Annotated in this window: 16 protein-coding genes; 12 read left to right on the top strand and 4 right to left on the bottom strand. The window is 75.8% G+C overall.

The features are described from left to right. Positions 1-32 precede the first annotated feature (32 nt). From AES38_RS15865 to AES38_RS11320, 8 genes are all read left to right on the top strand, one after another. A complete protein-coding gene (locus AES38_RS15865) occupies positions 33-218 on the top strand; it encodes a thiazolylpeptide-type bacteriocin (protein ID WP_157883531.1) in 186 nt (61 codons plus the stop codon). Between the two features lie 108 nt (positions 219-326). Then, the gene (locus AES38_RS11345) at positions 327-1,220 is read left to right on the top strand and encodes an ABC transporter ATP-binding protein (protein ID WP_218917138.1); all 894 of its coding nucleotides are present in this window, start codon (positions 327-329) and stop codon (positions 1,218-1,220) included. Then, a complete protein-coding gene (locus tag AES38_RS11340; RefSeq protein ID WP_053775071.1) occupies positions 1,217-1,993 on the top strand; it encodes an ABC transporter permease in 777 nt (258 codons plus the stop codon). The genes AES38_RS11345 and AES38_RS11340 overlap by 4 nt, the downstream gene beginning before the upstream one ends. Positions 1,994-1,997: 4 nt before the next feature. After that, positions 1,998-3,728 (top strand): YcaO-like family protein, encoded by a 1,731-nt coding sequence (locus AES38_RS11335; protein ID WP_053775070.1) that lies wholly within the window; start codon positions 1,998-2,000, stop codon positions 3,726-3,728. Further along, positions 3,725-4,351, top strand: a complete 627-nt coding sequence (locus tag AES38_RS11330) for a hypothetical protein (RefSeq protein WP_157883530.1) — start codon at positions 3,725-3,727, stop codon at positions 4,349-4,351. The genes AES38_RS11335 and AES38_RS11330 overlap by 4 nt, the downstream gene beginning before the upstream one ends. Next, a complete protein-coding gene (locus AES38_RS16550; protein WP_072174640.1) occupies positions 4,352-4,558 on the top strand; it encodes a thiazolylpeptide-type bacteriocin in 207 nt (68 codons plus the stop codon). It abuts the gene before it with no gap. Positions 4,559-4,972: 414 nt separating this feature from the next. Further along, a complete protein-coding gene (locus AES38_RS11325; protein ID WP_053775068.1) occupies positions 4,973-5,323 on the top strand; it encodes a GntR family transcriptional regulator in 351 nt (116 codons plus the stop codon). Continuing rightward, positions 5,320-6,279 carry a DUF1648 domain-containing protein gene (locus AES38_RS11320; RefSeq protein ID WP_053775067.1) on the top strand — a complete coding sequence of 320 codons (960 nt, stop codon included), beginning with the start codon at positions 5,320-5,322 and terminating at the stop codon, positions 6,277-6,279. Before AES38_RS11325 ends, AES38_RS11320 begins: the two co-directional genes overlap by 4 nt. A gap of 31 nt (positions 6,280-6,310) precedes the next feature. Here the strand turns inward: AES38_RS11320 and AES38_RS11315 are convergent, their stop codons facing one another. The 3 genes from AES38_RS11315 to moaA all read right to left on the bottom strand — a co-directional run bounded on the left by AES38_RS11315 (position 6,311) and on the right by moaA (position 10,161). Next, a complete protein-coding gene (locus tag AES38_RS11315) occupies positions 6,311-8,521 on the bottom strand; it encodes a sensor histidine kinase (protein ID WP_053775066.1) in 2,211 nt (736 codons plus the stop codon). 286 nt (positions 8,522-8,807) lie between these two features. Then, positions 8,808-9,074: a MoaD/ThiS family protein gene (locus AES38_RS11310; protein ID WP_053775065.1), complete on the bottom strand. Its 267-nt coding sequence runs from the start codon at positions 9,072-9,074 to the stop codon at positions 8,808-8,810. Between the two features lies 1 nt (position 9,075). Continuing rightward, positions 9,076-10,161, bottom strand: a complete 1,086-nt coding sequence (moaA, locus tag AES38_RS11305; RefSeq protein WP_371259381.1) for a GTP 3',8-cyclase MoaA — start codon at positions 10,159-10,161, stop codon at positions 9,076-9,078. Between the two features lie 93 nt (positions 10,162-10,254). On the opposite strand from moaA, the gene AES38_RS11300 reads away from it, so the two are divergent. Genes AES38_RS11300 through AES38_RS11285 form a run of 4 tightly spaced genes read left to right on the top strand, consistent with a single transcriptional unit; the run spans position 10,255 to position 13,442 of the window. After that, positions 10,255-10,770, top strand: coding sequence for a TOBE domain-containing protein (locus AES38_RS11300; protein WP_053775064.1), 516 nt, complete (start codon positions 10,255-10,257; stop codon positions 10,768-10,770). Further along, positions 10,770-11,555 carry a molybdate ABC transporter substrate-binding protein gene (gene modA / locus AES38_RS11295; protein ID WP_053775786.1) on the top strand — a complete coding sequence of 262 codons (786 nt, stop codon included), beginning with the start codon at positions 10,770-10,772 and terminating at the stop codon, positions 11,553-11,555. Before AES38_RS11300 ends, modA begins: the two co-directional genes overlap by 1 nt. Next, on the top strand, positions 11,545-12,357 hold the full coding sequence (locus AES38_RS11290; protein WP_053775063.1) for an ABC transporter permease: 813 nt from the start codon (positions 11,545-11,547) through the stop codon (positions 12,355-12,357). Before modA ends, AES38_RS11290 begins: the two co-directional genes overlap by 11 nt. Continuing rightward, positions 12,354-13,442 carry an ABC transporter ATP-binding protein gene (locus AES38_RS11285; RefSeq protein ID WP_053775062.1) on the top strand — a complete coding sequence of 363 codons (1,089 nt, stop codon included), beginning with the start codon at positions 12,354-12,356 and terminating at the stop codon, positions 13,440-13,442. The genes AES38_RS11290 and AES38_RS11285 overlap by 4 nt, the downstream gene beginning before the upstream one ends. Here AES38_RS11285 and AES38_RS11280 read toward each other — a convergent pair whose 3' ends face one another. Next, positions 13,443-14,891: a glycosyltransferase 87 family protein gene (locus AES38_RS11280; RefSeq protein WP_053775061.1), complete on the bottom strand. Its 1,449-nt coding sequence runs from the start codon at positions 14,889-14,891 to the stop codon at positions 13,443-13,445. Between the last annotated feature and the right edge of the window lie 57 nt (positions 14,892-14,948).

The raw sequence follows: 14,948 nt of genomic DNA, 5'->3' as shown, positions 1-14,948 counted from the left end.
TCGGGAAAATGAAGAGGAAGAAGGAAACCACCGTGAACAACCTCGCATCGCTCGCCGCTGAGCTCGACGCATTCGAGATCGACACCCTGGAGGTGAAGGACTACGTGGACTACTCCGAGATGGCCTTCGGCTCCACCTGTTCGTCGTCGTCCTCGTCGTCCTGCTCCTCGACCTGCACGTCGTGCTGCACGTCGACCTCCTCCTGCGCGACGGCGTGACCGCCGGCTGACGCCGGTCGTCAGCCGCACCAGGTGCTGGGGACGATGGTCGTCGTCCCCAGCACCCCTGATGAAAGGACTCTCGTGACCTCGATCGACGATTCGGCGGTGGCCGTCTCCGACGTCTCCCTGAGCATCAAGGGGAAGACCATCCTCCAGTCCGTGGAGCTGCAGGTGCGGCCCGGATCCTTCCACGGGATCATCGGGCCGAACGGCGCGGGCAAGTCGACGCTGTTCGACATCATCCTGGGCTTCCGGGCGCCGTCGTCCGGCAGCGTCCGCCTGCTGGGCAGGGCCCCTCGCCCGAGGGATCCCGAGCTGTACCGCCAGGTGGGCGTGCAGCCGCAGCGCACCGCGTTCTTCCCCAAGCTGAGCGTGCGCGAGCACCTGACGGCCCTCAGCGACATGTACGGCATGCGTCGCGACCGCGTCGACCTCATGCTCGACGTGCTCGACCTCGGCCGGCACGCGTCGACGCGCACGGAGCGGCTCAGCGGAGGGGAGCGGCAGAGGCTCGCCATCGCCTCGGCGCTCGTGCACGAGCCCCGCGTGCTGCTCCTCGACGAGCCGACCGCCGGCCTCGATCCCACGGCGAGGCACAACCTGGTGGAGCTCCTCCGGTCGTCCGAGCTGGACGGCATGACGACGGTCTACACCACCCACTACCTCGAGGAGGCGTCGCGGCTGTGCGACGTCGTGTCGATCGTCGACCGGGGTCGCGTCCTGGTGACCCGGGAGCCCCACCTGCTCGTCGCGGAGACGGGAGCGCAGTCCTCGATCCTCCTGCCCGCGGCGGTGCACCAGGCCGACATGATCGGCGCCCTCGCATCGGTCGCGGCCGTGGACGTCGACTCGGGAGGCGTGCGTCTGCGCACCGCCGACACGGGACGCGCGTTCGCCGAGCTCTCCGCCGCCGGGGTGGACACCACCAGCGCACGCGTCACGGACGGGTCCCTCGAGGACGCGTTCATGGCCTACACAGGACGGAACTACGAGGCATGACCACCACCATCGACACGCGGAACCGCCCGCCGCGCACCATCCCCACACTGGCCCGCGTGATGGCGACGGCGGACCTGCGCGACTTCGCCACGCTCTTCTTCACCTTCGTCTTCCCGGCGGGGCTGCTCGTGAGCCTCGTGCTCGGGCTCGGGGACCTGCCATCGCCCTCCGGCGGCGACTCGGTCGACGAGATCGCGTCGAACGTCGTCGCGTTCGGGGTCGCGTTCGTGGCGGTGTTCTCGGGTTCCCAGCACATCGCGTCGTGGCGCGACAACGGCATGCTCGACGTGCTGCGCAGCGCGCCGGTGGGCTCGGGCGACATCCTCGCCGCCCAGGCCGTGGTCGGCGGTGCGCTGGCCGTCGTCCAGGCGGTCTTCCTGGTCGTCATCGCCGTCACCCCGTGGGTCGGGATGTCGCTCGTCGCGACCGCGCCGCTCGCGGTGCTCGGCGTGGCCGTCGGCTACTTCCTGTTCTTCGGGCTCGGCGTGATCCTCGCCAACCTCGTCCCGTCGGTCAACGCCGTGACGATGCTCTCCATCATCGTCGTGATGGCGGCCGGCGTCATCGGGGGCGCCATGATGCCGCTGCCCTTCCTGCCCCAGTGGATCCAGGACGTCGCGCCCTTCACCCCGGTGTTCCACATCCGGGAGGTCCTCACGCACCTGCTCGTCGGGATCGGCGACTGGTCGCAGACCGGGCTCTCGGCCCTGTACCTGCTCGGCGTGGGTGCGCTGCTGTTCCTCGTGGCGCGCATCACCATGCGCCTCTCGTGACCTCGTGATCGGCATCGCGCACGCCACGTCGCCCGCGCCCGCGGGCGACGTGGGCTCCTGGACCGCGCCGTCGACCCTCGTGGTGGGGTCGCCGGGCGCCGACGGCACCGCGGACATGGCGGAGCTGTGGTCCCGGGCGCGGCCCGCGGAGCAGGCGGACATGGTCCGGCACCCCGACGCGCAGCGCGTGGGGGGAGCCGAGGTGGGCGCGGTCCTGGGATCCGTCGTCCGGGCGGTCGCGGACTTCGCCGTCGGATCGGGCGCGGAGGGCCGGGCGCTCTGGGAGGTGGACCAGCGGTCCGGCTTGACCCGCAGGGCCGTGTTCGACCGCGCACGCGACGACGGGGCATCCGGAGGCCGAGGATCGTCGTCACGGACCGGGGTCCTCGACCCCACGTCGCTTCGCGAGCGCTCGCTCGACGGGTGGGAGTGGGAGGGGGAGGGGCTCATCGACCCCGCCGCGGGGCGCCTCGGTCCCGCGGTCACCGACGCCGTCGAGTGGACGACCCTGGCGCCCGCCTCCGGCGCGACCTCCGTGCAGGGGCATCGCGGAGCCCGGCGCCTGACCTGGTCGGGGCAGGATGCGTCGTTCGCGGCCTCGCGACGATCCGCCGTCGTGGAGGGGATCGAACGGCTCGTCGGCGGACACCAGGCGCGGGGAGGGTCGTCCACCGCACCGGCGGCGTCCTTGGGCGGCCGCGCCATCACCCCGCTCGACTTCGACCTCTACCCGGAGGCCGCCTACGGGGTCCTCGTGGAGCGCTTCGACGCGCGCTCCCCGCACGAGTGGGTCGCGGGCACCTCGCTCGTGGACGGGGGGACCGTGATGGTCCCGCGTGAGTCGGTCTACTACGCGCAGAGGCCGGAGGGGCCGCGCTGGAGCCTCGGCACGTCCTCGGGGTGCGCCACGGGATCGACCGTCGAGGAGGCCACCGTGTTCGGGCTGCTCGAGCTCGTCGAGCGGGACACGTTCGTCAACGCCTGGTACGGAGGGATCCCGCCCGTGCCCGTCGTGCCCTCGACGGTCCCGGGGACGGCCGACATGCTCGCACGCGTCGAGCTCCTCGGCTGGTCGACCGAGCTGGCCGCGCTGCCCGACGAGTGGGGCATCCCGGTGTTCGTGGCCGCGGTCGTCGCGTCCGGCGTGCGCGCCTTCGGCGCCGCGGCCCACCCCGACGCCGCGACCGCGGCCCGTCGTGCGCTCACCGAGGCCGTCGCCTACGCCCCGGATCGGGTGCGCGAGGTGGCCGCGAGGAGCGCGCGCGTGCGGGAGCTCCGGGACGACCCGCTCCTCGTGCGCGACCTCGAGGACCACCCGTTGCTGGCGGTCCCCGGGGCGCATCCGGCGTACGCGGCCGTGTGCGGCGACCGGCGGGATGCGCGGCCCCTCGACGAGGTGGCGGGAGAGGTCGCGCGAGGACGGAGGCCCATGGTGCCGGATCCGCGCGGGTCCGCCGACGACCGCGCCGGCGTCCCGGCCGGCGAGGTCGTCGAGGCCCTCGTCGGGGCGCTCGCGCGGACCGGCGTGGAGACCTTCCGCGTCGTGCAGACCGCCCCGTTCCAGGAGCGGCTCGGGCTGACGACGGTCATGACGCTGGCGCCCGCCCTCTCCCAGCTCGACTTCGGCTGGGACGCCCAGCGCGTGCGCACCTCCTCGCGTCCCGAGCGCCAGGCCCGGCTCCTCGCCCCGTCCGCTGCGACTCGGCGCCGCGACCTGCCGCACCCGTTCTCATGAGCGGCCCCGGACCGGTGCGGTCGCCGGCTCGTCGCGTCCCGCGCGCCGGTCCGCGCGGGGCGTCCGCCCCGCTCGCCGTCTTCGCCGCCGCGTACGCGGCCTGCCTGCTCCTGGCGCCCGACCCGCGATGGGCCCTCGGGGGCATCGCGGCGGCGGCCGCGGGCGCCGGGGCCATCGTCGCGGTCGACCGGCTCCGAGCCCCGCGGGCGCGCGTCCCCTCGCGCGCCGGGGCGGCGTCCATCCAGCTCACCGCCGCCGCGCAGGGCGTCGCCCTCGTCGTCGCCCTCGTCGTCGCCCTGACCGCCGGATCCTGGTGGGCGGTCCTCCCCGTCCTCCTGACCGCCGTGTGCGTCCACGTCGCCGCCCTGCTCATCGCCCTGCGACGGTCGGCCGACGTCGCCGCCCTCGTCGTGGTGCTGGCCGCCGCGATCGTCGCGTGGTCGCTGTCGCCGACGTCGATGCGCGAGGCATGGACGCTGGGCGGCGGAGCCGCGGCCGGGATGTGCATCGGGTACCTGATCGTGCTCCGCCTGCCCCGACGACGCGTCGCAGCAGCCGGCACCCCACGTGCCGACCTCCCGGTCGGCGCCGCCGACGGCGCGTCCGCGTCGTCGGGACAGTGAATGAGGAAGAAGGAAACCACCGTGAACAACCTCGCATCGCTCGCCGCTGAGCTCGACGCCTTCGAGATCGACACCCTGGAGGTGAAGGACTACGTGGACTACTCCGAGATGGCCTTCGGCTCCACCTGCTCGTCGTCGTCCTCGTCGTCCTGCTCCTCGACGTGCGCGTCGTGCTGCGCGTCGACGTCGTCCTGCGCCACGGTCTGATCCGGTAGCGCACCCGGGCGGGAGGCCTCCCGCCCGACGCCGGTCGCGTCCGCCGAGACGATCGCGACCGGCGTGCCCGGATCGGGATCCGGCCTCGGAGCGGCACCGGCCGGGTCCGAGGTCCTCGACCGTGCTGTCGCCGGCCTCCGGCGCGACGGCCGCGGCCGGCAGGCCGCGCAGCGCCGTGCCCACACGCCGCCAGCCGCCGTCCGTCGTGGTGGATCCGCGGGACCGCGCCGTCGGGAAGCCCGCCGCCTCGGCGCCCGGCGATCCCGAGCACGCATCCGGGAGGACCCATGGGCGTGCCCACCACCCGGCACGTCGACCTCCGCGGCGGGGCGGCCGAGGCGCTGGCCTTCCCGCCGTGCCGCCGACCGCGTCCGCTGGACGGCATTGTTCGCATAGAATGCGAACATGCTCATCACGGTGGATCCTGCGGCGAAGGCGTCGCTCGCGGAGCAGGTGGCGACGCAGATCCGCTACGCGATAGCGCGCGGCGAGCTCGCGAGCGGCGAGCGGCTGCCGTCGGCGCGCGACCTCGCGGCCTCCGTCGAGGTGAACATGCACACGGTCCTGCGCGCGTACGCGAGCCTCCAGGAGGACGGGCTCATCGAGCTGCGCCGCGGTCGCGGTGCCACGGTGATCCGCTCGGGCAACGCCTCGTTCGACCGGCTGCGCACGCTCGTCGAGGAGCTGCGCGAGCAGGCGGAGACCCTCGGGGTCCCGCTCGACGACCTCTTCGCCATGATCAAGGGAGCACGATGACCGACACGCGATCCATGCCGACCGGGACCCGCGTCGTGGTCGTCGCCCCCGGGGTCGTCCTCCTGCTCGCCCTCGTCGTGGCGGCGGTCGCGCTCGGGCCGTCGCTGCCCGCGCGGATCGCCGTGCACTTCGCCGCCGACGGGACGCCCGACGGGTGGGGGTCGCCCTGGGCGATGCTCGCGGCCGCCCTCGGCCTCGCCGCCGTGGCCGTGGCGGTGGCCGTGGTCGTCCTGCGCGCGGCCGACCGGCGCACCGCGGCCACGTGGGTCGCCGTCATCGACCTCGTCGCGGGCAGCCTCGCCGCGGGATGGATCGTGATCGCCCTCCGGCACGCGGCCGGCGACGGGACCCTGCCCGTCGCGTGGGCCGTCGTGATCCTCGGAGTCGGGGTATTGACGGCCGGCGTCCCGTTCGTCGCGCTCGTGCGCGGCGCATCCCCGGTGGCCGCGCACGACGTGCCGTCGCTCCCCGTGACCCCCACCGCCCGCGTCGCCTGGCGCGCGCACGCCGGGAGCGTGTGGTTCGCGGCCGTCGGCGCCGCCGTCGTCGCGCTCGGGATCGTCGCGGGCGCGCAGACGGCGACGCTCGATGCGGGGACCGCCGCCCTCTCCTCCGTGCCGCTGGTGCTGGCCGGGCTGGCGGTGCTCACCCTGGCGCGCGTCGACGTCACGGTGGACGGCCGTGGACTCCGCGTCACGTCCTCGTGGACCCGGATCCCGGTGATGCGCGTGCCCCTCGACCGGATCGAGTCGTGCGGCTGGGAGGACGTGTCGCCCGGGCAGTGGGGCGGCTGGGGTCTCCGGCTCTCGGGGCGCGGCGTCGCGTACGTCACCGGGTCGGGGCGCGGCCTCGTCGTGCGGCTCCGGGGCGGACGGGCGCGGCTCGTGACCTCCGCCGACGCGGAGCGCGGTGCGGCCGTGCTCACCACCCTGCTCGCGGCGCGCGGCGCGGCCTGACCCGGTCGCGCCGCGCTCGGACGGGTCGACGTCAGCGCGTCCGGGCGCCCGGCACGGCCGTCGGCACGCGGGCACCCGCGGTCGGCCGGGGGATCGTCATCCAGAGGTCGACCTCGTCGTCCGCGTCGAGCCCCAGCGCGACCGCCGTCTCGTCGGGGGAGGAGGCGACGATGGTGACCGCGGTGCCCGTGGCCGGGTCGCCGGTGCGGATCACGATGCGGCTCGACCGCACCGGACGCAGCCGCTCCGCCACCTCGTGCAGCACGTCGTCGAGCGCGGCCTGGTCGAGGTCGTCCACGCCGCCGTCGTCGAGGACCTGCACGAGCGCGCCTCGGCGGCGATGCGCGCGGATGACCTCCCGCATGCCGTCGTCGAGCAGCCGTCGCCCGCGGATCTCGTCCCGCAGCGTCTGCTCGAGCACGCGGCACTCGGCCTGGCCGTCGGCGTCCAGCTCCCCGTCCCGGGCGATGATCCGGCGGAGCACGGGCGCGACCTCGGTCTCGGCCATGCGCAGCCGGTCCTGCCGCTCCCGCTGGTAGGCGTCGAGCTCGGCCTGCCAGAGCAGCGTCGCGCGCTCGTCCGTGGCGGCCCGCTGCGCGACGTCGGTGATGCGGTGGAGGGCGCCGTGCATCACGAGGCCCGCGGCGACGAGCACGATCTCGGCGGCCAGGCCGAGCCGCACCACGTCGTCGACACCGCCCCACACGGCGACGGTCGCGACGAGGAAGGAGGTCGTCAGCAGCGGCTGCAGGCGGCGACCCGACATCCACACCAGGACGCATCCGGAGAGGACGCCGCAGGTGAGCCACGAGACGGACACCGAGTCGAAGTCCCGGGCGGAGAGGCCGATCGGCCCGACCGCGCAGATCACGAGCCCCGCGACCCCGGTGACCCACGCGGTCGAGGTGCGCATGCGGCCGGCGCGCGCTCCCCGGACGATGGCGGGGAGGATCAGGACGCCGATCAGGGCGCCCACGACGGGGCCGGGCGCCCGGTGGACCAGGGCCACCTGGAGGGTCGCGGCGACGATGGCGCCGACGACGAGGACGGTCATCGTCGCGTACAGCGCCCGCCGCGAGACGATGCTCTCCGCGGGGTCGGCCTCCTGCGCGTCCCGGGACGGGGATCCGGTGGCGGGCCGCCAGACGAGGACCACCGTGGTGCCGTCGCCCGGCGAGGACCGGATCCGGGCGTCGCCGCCGACCTGCCGCAGCCGCTCGACGATCGAGACGCGCACCCCGAGCTGCTCCGGCCCGATGTCGTCCGGGTCGAAGCCCGTGCCGTCGTCGCGCACCCGGATCCGCACGCCGCCGTCCCGGAGCGCGTCGGCGGTCACGGTGCGGGTGGTCGCCGATCCCGCGTGCCGGACGCTGTTCGTCAGGGCCTGCGTCATCGCGGAGACGAGCGCGTCGCCGACCTCGGTCGGCATCCGGACGTCGGCGGCGCGGTCGAGGTCGAGCCGCGCGCGCCCGGCGAGCGGGGCCAGCTCGCCCTCGGCGGAGGCGAGGGCGTCCGCGAAGCGCACGGTGCGTCCGCGGGCGTCCGGCCCGCCGGTGGTGCCGGTGAGGATGTCGAGCGCCGACCTCGCCATGAGCAGGATCCGGTCGGCCGGGTCGTGCCCGGCCGCGGACAGCAGCACCGCGAGCACCGTGTCGTGGAGCAGCGCGTCCGTCCGGATGCGCTCCGCGGCGACCGCGGCCGCGCGACGGGAGCTCGCGAAGGCGTCGCGGGCGCGGCGCTCCGCCTCGTCCGCGGCCGTGGCCCGCGAGCGCAGGGCGCGGGCGCCCAGGACCAGGGCGGCCGCGATCCCGGCGAGCCCCACGACCTGCACGAGGAGGGGGCCCGCGGCGAGGTGCCCCGCGTAGATCACGCCGATCGCGGCGACGCACGCCAGGCAGGCCGCGTACGCCAGGAGCGGCCGCTCGACCACGATGGCGACGCACGCGAACGCGATGCAGGACAGCGTGACCAGCCACGGCGGCGAGCCGTCGACCGACGTGTCACCGAGCCGCATCGGCTCGAGGGCGATCAGCGCGAGGTAGAGGGCGATCGAGATCCGCAGGCACGCGTAGGCGGGCAGCCCGCGCGGGACGATGGCCGCCGGCACGGCCACGACCATGAGCGCCGCGACGCACAGCGACACCGCGGCGGGATGCGACGGACCCGCCTGGGCGCTCACCGCGAAGGAGGGCAGCGACAGCAGCGCGAGCAGGGGAGCCGTGAGCGAGAGCGTCCGCACCATGCCGCGCTCGACGCCCGCGCGGAGGGGCGACTCGAGGGGCGCCGGGGCGGACGCGGGCGCGCGCGACTCCTCGCCTGCGCCCCTCCGCGCATGCGCACGTCGTCCCTCGCGCGGTGCGCTGGACGACCGCCCCCCGCGGTCCCGCATGGCCCCACGCTAGCCCGACGGCGTCGGATGAGGGCGCCCCGGGCGCGGATCGGACGGCCCGCGGGTCGTCGGGGCGACCGACCACGGCGCGGACCGGGTCCCGTACGAGCCCGGTGACGGGCGCGGGGTCGACGCCTGATCAGCCGCCTGAGAACGGCGGCAGCACGTCCACCGCGCTGCCCGCGATGAGGGGCGCCTCGCGGTCGGTGGTGGCGACGCCCTCGACGAGGTAGGTGCAGCGGGCGAGGACGGCGGCGGCGTTGGCGGGATCCTCCGAGGCGGAGGCCCGGATGCCGAGCGCGTCGACGAGGTCGCCGAGGGTCGCGCCGTCGGGCAGGTCGAGCGCGTCGGTCGTGCGGCCGAGCGCGGCGGACGCGGCGGCGAAGAGCTCCACGGGCACGATCACGTCAGCCCCCGATCGCGCTCATCGAGCGGGCCGGCTGGATGAAGTCGACCTGGTCCATGCCGTGCCCCTTCGGCTTCGCCCACATCGCCTGGCGCCAGAGATCGGCGATCTCCCGGTCGGAGGCGCCGGAGCGCAGCGGAGCGAGCAGGTCGGTCTCGGTGTGGGAGAAGAGGCAGCTGCGCACGCCGCCGGTCGCGGTGAGGCGCGTGCGGCGGCAGTCGGCGCAGAACGGCTCGGTGACGCTCGCGATGACGCCGACGCGGCCGAGCATCGCCGTGCCCGCGCCGCCCTCGCGGGAGTGCACGCGCCACAGCTCCGCGGGGGCGCCGTCGCGCGGCGCCTCGTCGGGCACCAGCGTGAAGCGCTCCGAGAGGCGCGCCCGGATCTCGGCCGCCGTGATCATCTCGGCCCGGTCCCAGGCGTGGTCGGCGTCGAGCGGCATCTGCTCGATGAAGCGCAGCTGGTGGCCCCCCGCGACCGCCCACTCGAGGAGGTCCGCCGCCTGGTCGTCGTTGACGCCGCGCACGAGCACCGCGTTGATCTTGATGGGCGCGAGCCCCGCGGCCGCCGCGGCGTCGATGCCGTCGAGCACGCGGTCGAGGAACGGGCGGCGCGTGATGAGGCGGAAGGTCTCGGCGTGCACGGAGTCGAGGGAGACGTTGATCCGGTCGAGCCCCGCGTCCTTGAGGGCCTGCGCGCGCGAGGCGAGGCCGATCGCGTTGGTGGTGAGGGAGATCTCGGGACGGTCGGGGATCGCGGCGCACGCGGCGACGATCTCCAGCAGGTCGCGCCGCAGCAGCGGCTCGCCGCCCGTGAACCGCACCTGCCGGACCCCGAGGTCGCGCGTGCCGATGCGCACGAGCCGCTCGATCTCGGCGAGCTGCAGCGCCTGCCGGTCGGGCGTGAAGGGCAGCCCCTCGGCCGGCATGCAGTAGGTGCAGCGCAGGTTGCAGCGGTCGGTGAGCGAGATGCGGAGGTCGGTCGCGCGGCGGCCGAAGGGGTCGAGGAGCGCCGGGTCGTCGGGCCGGGCGGGTCCCGGCGCGGCGGCGGGACGCGGCATGGCCGGCATCCCCAGCGAGGTGCTCATGCGTCCAGGCTACGCGCGCGCCGGAGGGGGCCGGACGCCGGGCGGATCCGGCGTCCCGTCGCGCGCCGCGGGTGCGGTGCCTAGGATCGCTGCATGACGCAGAACAGGGACCGGACGCGGTCGCGCGCCGCGGATGCCCAGGTCGAGCCCGCCGCAGCACCGCCCTCCGCGCCGCCGTTCCGATACCGCGTGAGCGAGGCCGCCGCGCTCATCGGCGTGAGCGACGACACGCTCCGGCGCTGGGCCGACGCCGGCCGGCTCGACCTCGTGCGCGGTGAGGGGCGCCTGATCCTCGTGGACGGCGTGCAGCTCGCGCACCTCGCGACCGAGCTCGCCGCGGACGGGGCGCTCGCCGCATCCGGTGCCCGGCGCCCGCCGACCTCGGCGCGCAACCGCATGGCCGGCATCGTCACGCGGGTGGTGCGGGACGGCGTGATGGCGCAGGTCGAGATCCAGGCGGGGCCGTTCCGGATGGTGTCGCTCATCAGCCGCGAGGCCGCCGACGAGCTCGGGCTCGAGGTCGGGGCGCCGGCCGCGGCGACCGTGAAGGCCACGAACGTGGGCGTGGAGCTGCTCGCGCCGGAGTCGCTGACGGGCGGGCGGGCGTGATCCGCGGGACCCGCATCGTCGTCGGCGCCCTGGCCGTCGGCCTCCTGGCCGGGTGCTCCGCGGGCGGATCCGCGCCCGCGGGCGTCCCCGATCCCGCCCCCGACTCCCTCACCGGCACGCTCGTGGTGCAGGCGGCCGCATCGCTCACCGGCAGCATGGACGAGGTCGCCGCCGACTTCCAGGCCGCGCACCCGGGCATCGCGGTCACGGTCTCCTACGGCGGCAGCTCGACGCTCGCGCAGCAGATCGTGCAGGGCGCGCCCGCCGACGTGTTCGCCTCCGCGTCGACCGCGACGATGCAGACGGTCGTCGACGCGGGGGAGACGGCCGCGGAGCCGCGCGTCTTCGCCCGCAACGCGCTCGAGATCGCGGTGCCGCCCGGCAACCCCGGCCGCGTCACGGGCCTCGCCGACTTCGCCGACGCCGGCCGCACGCTGGCCCTCTGCGCGCCCGAGGTGCCGTGCGGCGCCGCGGCGGCGCAGGCGTTCGGCAAGGCGGGCGTCACCCCGCGTCCGGACTCGCTCGAGCAGGACGTGCGCGCCGCCCTCACCCGCGTGGAGCTCGGCGAGGTGGACGCGGCCGTCGTCTACGCGACCGACGTGCGCGCCGCGGGCGACCGCGTCGAAGGCGTGCCGCTGCCGGACGACGTGGACGTCACGACGGACTGCGTGATCGCGCCGCTCGCCGGATCCGCGTCGCCCGCGGCCGCCGCCGCGTTCGCCGACTTCGTGGCCGGTGACGAGGCCCGCGCCGTGTTCCACGGCGCGGGGTTCCGTGCGCCCTGACCGGCGCGCCGACCGCGTCCCCGTCCTCCTCTGGATCCCCGCCGGCGTCGCCCTCGCGTTCCTCGTGCTGCCGCTCGCGGCGCTCGTGGTGCGCGCGCCGTGGGCGACGCTCGGGGAGCGGCTCGCGGATCCCGCCGTCGCCCGCGCCCTCGGCCTCTCGCTCGGCAGCGCGCTCGCGGCCACCGCGCTGAGCCTCGTGCTCGGGGTGCCGCTCGCGTTCGTGCTCTCGCGCTCGGCGGGGAGGCCGCCCGTGGTGCAGCGGGTCCTCCGCGCGCTCGTGACCGTGCCGCTCGTGCTGCCGCCCGTGATCGGCGGCGTGGCGCTGCTGCTCCTGCTCGGCCGCCGCGGGCTCGTGGGCGGGCCGCTCGAGGCGCTCACCGGGATCACCATCCCGTTCACGACGCCCGCCGTGGTGATCGCCGAGACCTTCGTGGCCATGCCGTTCCTCGTGCTCGCGGTGGAGGGGGCGCTGCGCGGCGCCGACCGGCGCTACGAGGACGCGGCGGCGACCCTCGGCGCGAGCCGCTGGACCGTGTTCCGGCGCGTGACCCTGCCGCTCGTCGCGCCCGGGATCGGCGCGGGCGCGGTGCTCTGCTTCGCCCGCGCGCTCGGCGAGTTCGGCGCGACCCTCACCTTCGCGGGCAGCTTCCCGGGGGTGACCCAGACGATCCCGCTGTCGGCCTACCTGGCGCTGCAGACGGATCCGGACGCCGCCGTGGTGCTGAGCCTCGTGCTGCTCGCGGTGTCGGTCGTCGTGCTGGTCAGCCTGCGGGACCGGTGGACCTCGGGGGTGCACGCGTGAGCGGCGGCGGGCTCGACCGCGGGCTCGACGCGCGCGTTGTCGTCGAGCGCCCGGCGTTCCGGCTCGACGTGCGCCTGCGGGTGGCAGCCGGATCCGTGACCGCGGTCGTCGGCCCGAACGGCGCCGGCAAGTCCACGCTGCTGCGCGCGCTCGCCGGGCTCGTGCCGCTCACCGCCGGTCGCGTGACGCTCGACGGGCGGGTGCTCGAGGACGCGGACGGCAGCGCCGCGCGGATCCCCGCCGAGGGCCGCGGCATCGGCGTCGTCTTCCAGGACCACCTGCTGTTCCCGCACCTGTCCGCGCTGGCGAACGTGGCCTTCGGGCCGCGCGCGCACGGCGTCGCCCGCGCCGATGCGGAGGGCCGAGCGCGTGCCCTCCTCGAGCGGCTCGGGATCGCGCACCTCGCCGACCGGCGGCCCGCCGCGCTCTCGGGCGGCCAGTCCCAGCGCGTCGCGCTCGCCCGCGCGCTCGTGCTGGAGCCGCCGCTGCTCCTCCTCGACGAGCCGATGGCCGCGCTCGACGCGGGCACCCGCCTCGACGTGCGCGACCTCCTCGCCGACGAGCTCCGGCGCTTCGGCGGCGCGGCCGTACTCGTGACGCACGACCCCGTCGACGCGCTCGCGCTGGCCGACCGGATCCACGTCCTCGAGGACGGACGCCCCGTCCAGGAGGGCGCGCCCGCGGAGGTCGCCGCGCGGCCCGCGACCGCGTACGTCGCCCGGCTCGTGGGCATGAACCGCGTCGCCGGGCGGGACGCCGCGGGACACCCGGCCGTGCTCGTGGCCGCGCCCGACGACGTGACGCTGGCGCGGGGGTCCGACGCCGCCGACGCGGAGGACGAGGCGCGGGACGGCCCCCGTCACGTGCGCCTGACCGGCGCCGTCCGCCGCGTGGAGGCGTCCGCCGGCCGCGTCCGGGTGACGCTCCGCCTGGTCGCGCCCGGCGCGGAGGACGCGTCGGCGCCGGCTGAGCTGATCCCCGACGAGGGCGCCGAGGTCACCGCGGAGCTCGACGCCGCCGCGTACGCCGCGCTGCGGCCGGGGGCCGGGGAGCGGCTGCGCGTGCGGATCCCGCGCGGGAGCTGATCAGCCCGCGTCGGGCCCCTCCGCCGGCACGCGCTCCCGACCCAGCCGCCGCCGCACGGCCGCCGGCACGAGGCGCTGCCGCCCGTCGGGACCCAGGCGCACGAGCGAGCCGGCCACGACGATCACCAGGGCCGCCGCGAGCGCGATCTGCCACGCCCACACGTCCGGCGCGAACAGCCGCATGGCGAGCGCCGCGACCACGGCGAACCACTCGCCGCGGCCCGTCATCGCGATGAACGGGATGAGCAGCAGCGCGTACCAGGAGTAGCGCGGGCTCACGGCGAGGAGGGTCACGCCGATCATCACGACCTGGCCGACCCACGGGTCCGCCGGGTCCGTCCTCCACCACACCAGGCCCGCGGTCACCGCGAGGATCAGCGCGACCGCGACCAGCCCGTACCTCCCGGGCACGAGCAGCTCCACGAGCGGGAAGCGCCCGCCGTCCTCGTAGCCCTCCTCCTGCAGGTAGCCGGGCAGGTAGCCGAGCACCGCGATCCCGGTGCTGAGCACGTACGGCACGTACAGGAGCGCGAAGGTCACGACCGCCGCCGTGATGACCTTCCACGGCTGCTTCCGGAGCAGCGCCGGCGCGGCGATCACGGGGATGAGCTTGGTCGCGATGGCCGCGCCGAGCGCGATGCCGCCGCGCCACCGCATCCCGCCCGCGACGAGCAGCGACGCGGCGAGGGCGAGCAGCGCGCCGAGCGCGTCCACGTGCGAGTTGGTCACCACCTCGCTGGCGACGAGCGGGCACCACGCCCAGAGCGCCGCCCACCACACGGGCTTGCCGCGCTTCCGCAGCGCGCGCAGGAGCAGCAGCGTCACCGCCGTCATGATGAGGAGCCCGGCCGCCTGGAACGTCCAGTACTCGGCGGTCACGGGCACGCCCGCGCGCACGCCGGCGAAGTACAGCTCGGCCATGGGCGGGTAGATGGTGGGGACCTTGGGCCGGTTGAGCGCCGTGCACATCGGCTCGTGCGTCTCCTCCTCGCGCACGCCCATGATCCGCTTCCCCTCGCAGGTGGCGGCGCCGTCGGACCCGACGACCGTCCTCGGGTAGAGCCAGTCGGGGCGGAGGTCGCGCAGCTCGGGGTCCGCCGGCGTGTACCGGTACGGGGACTCGCCCGTGTTCTGGACGATGCCGTCCCACGCGTAGCGCGCGGAGTCGGTGCTGGTGTTCGGCGGCCCGGCCATGGCGGCGGCGCCGACGCCCACGGATCCGAGGATGATGAGCGCAGCGGCCGATCGGGCGGGCAGCTTCCGCACCAGGAGGACCGCCGCTCCGAAGACCACCCAGATGACGACCACGAGCCAGAAGAACGGCGCGGCACCCTCGCGACGGAAGAACGCCTCGTCGTCGGCATCGCCGAACAGATCGAACGCGACCACCGACCACCCGGTGAGCGCGGCCAGGACGAGCAGGACGAAGGCGGTGAAGGCGGTGCGCACACCCCATTGTGTCGTCGCGCAGCCGGACGCCCGCCGACCGGCCGCGACCCGTCGCAC

It is taken from the genome of Clavibacter capsici (genome assembly GCF_001280205.1).
Lineage (GTDB): Bacteria > Actinomycetota > Actinomycetes > Actinomycetales > Microbacteriaceae > Clavibacter > Clavibacter capsici.
This window is presented reverse-complemented; position numbering and strand designations above follow the sequence as displayed.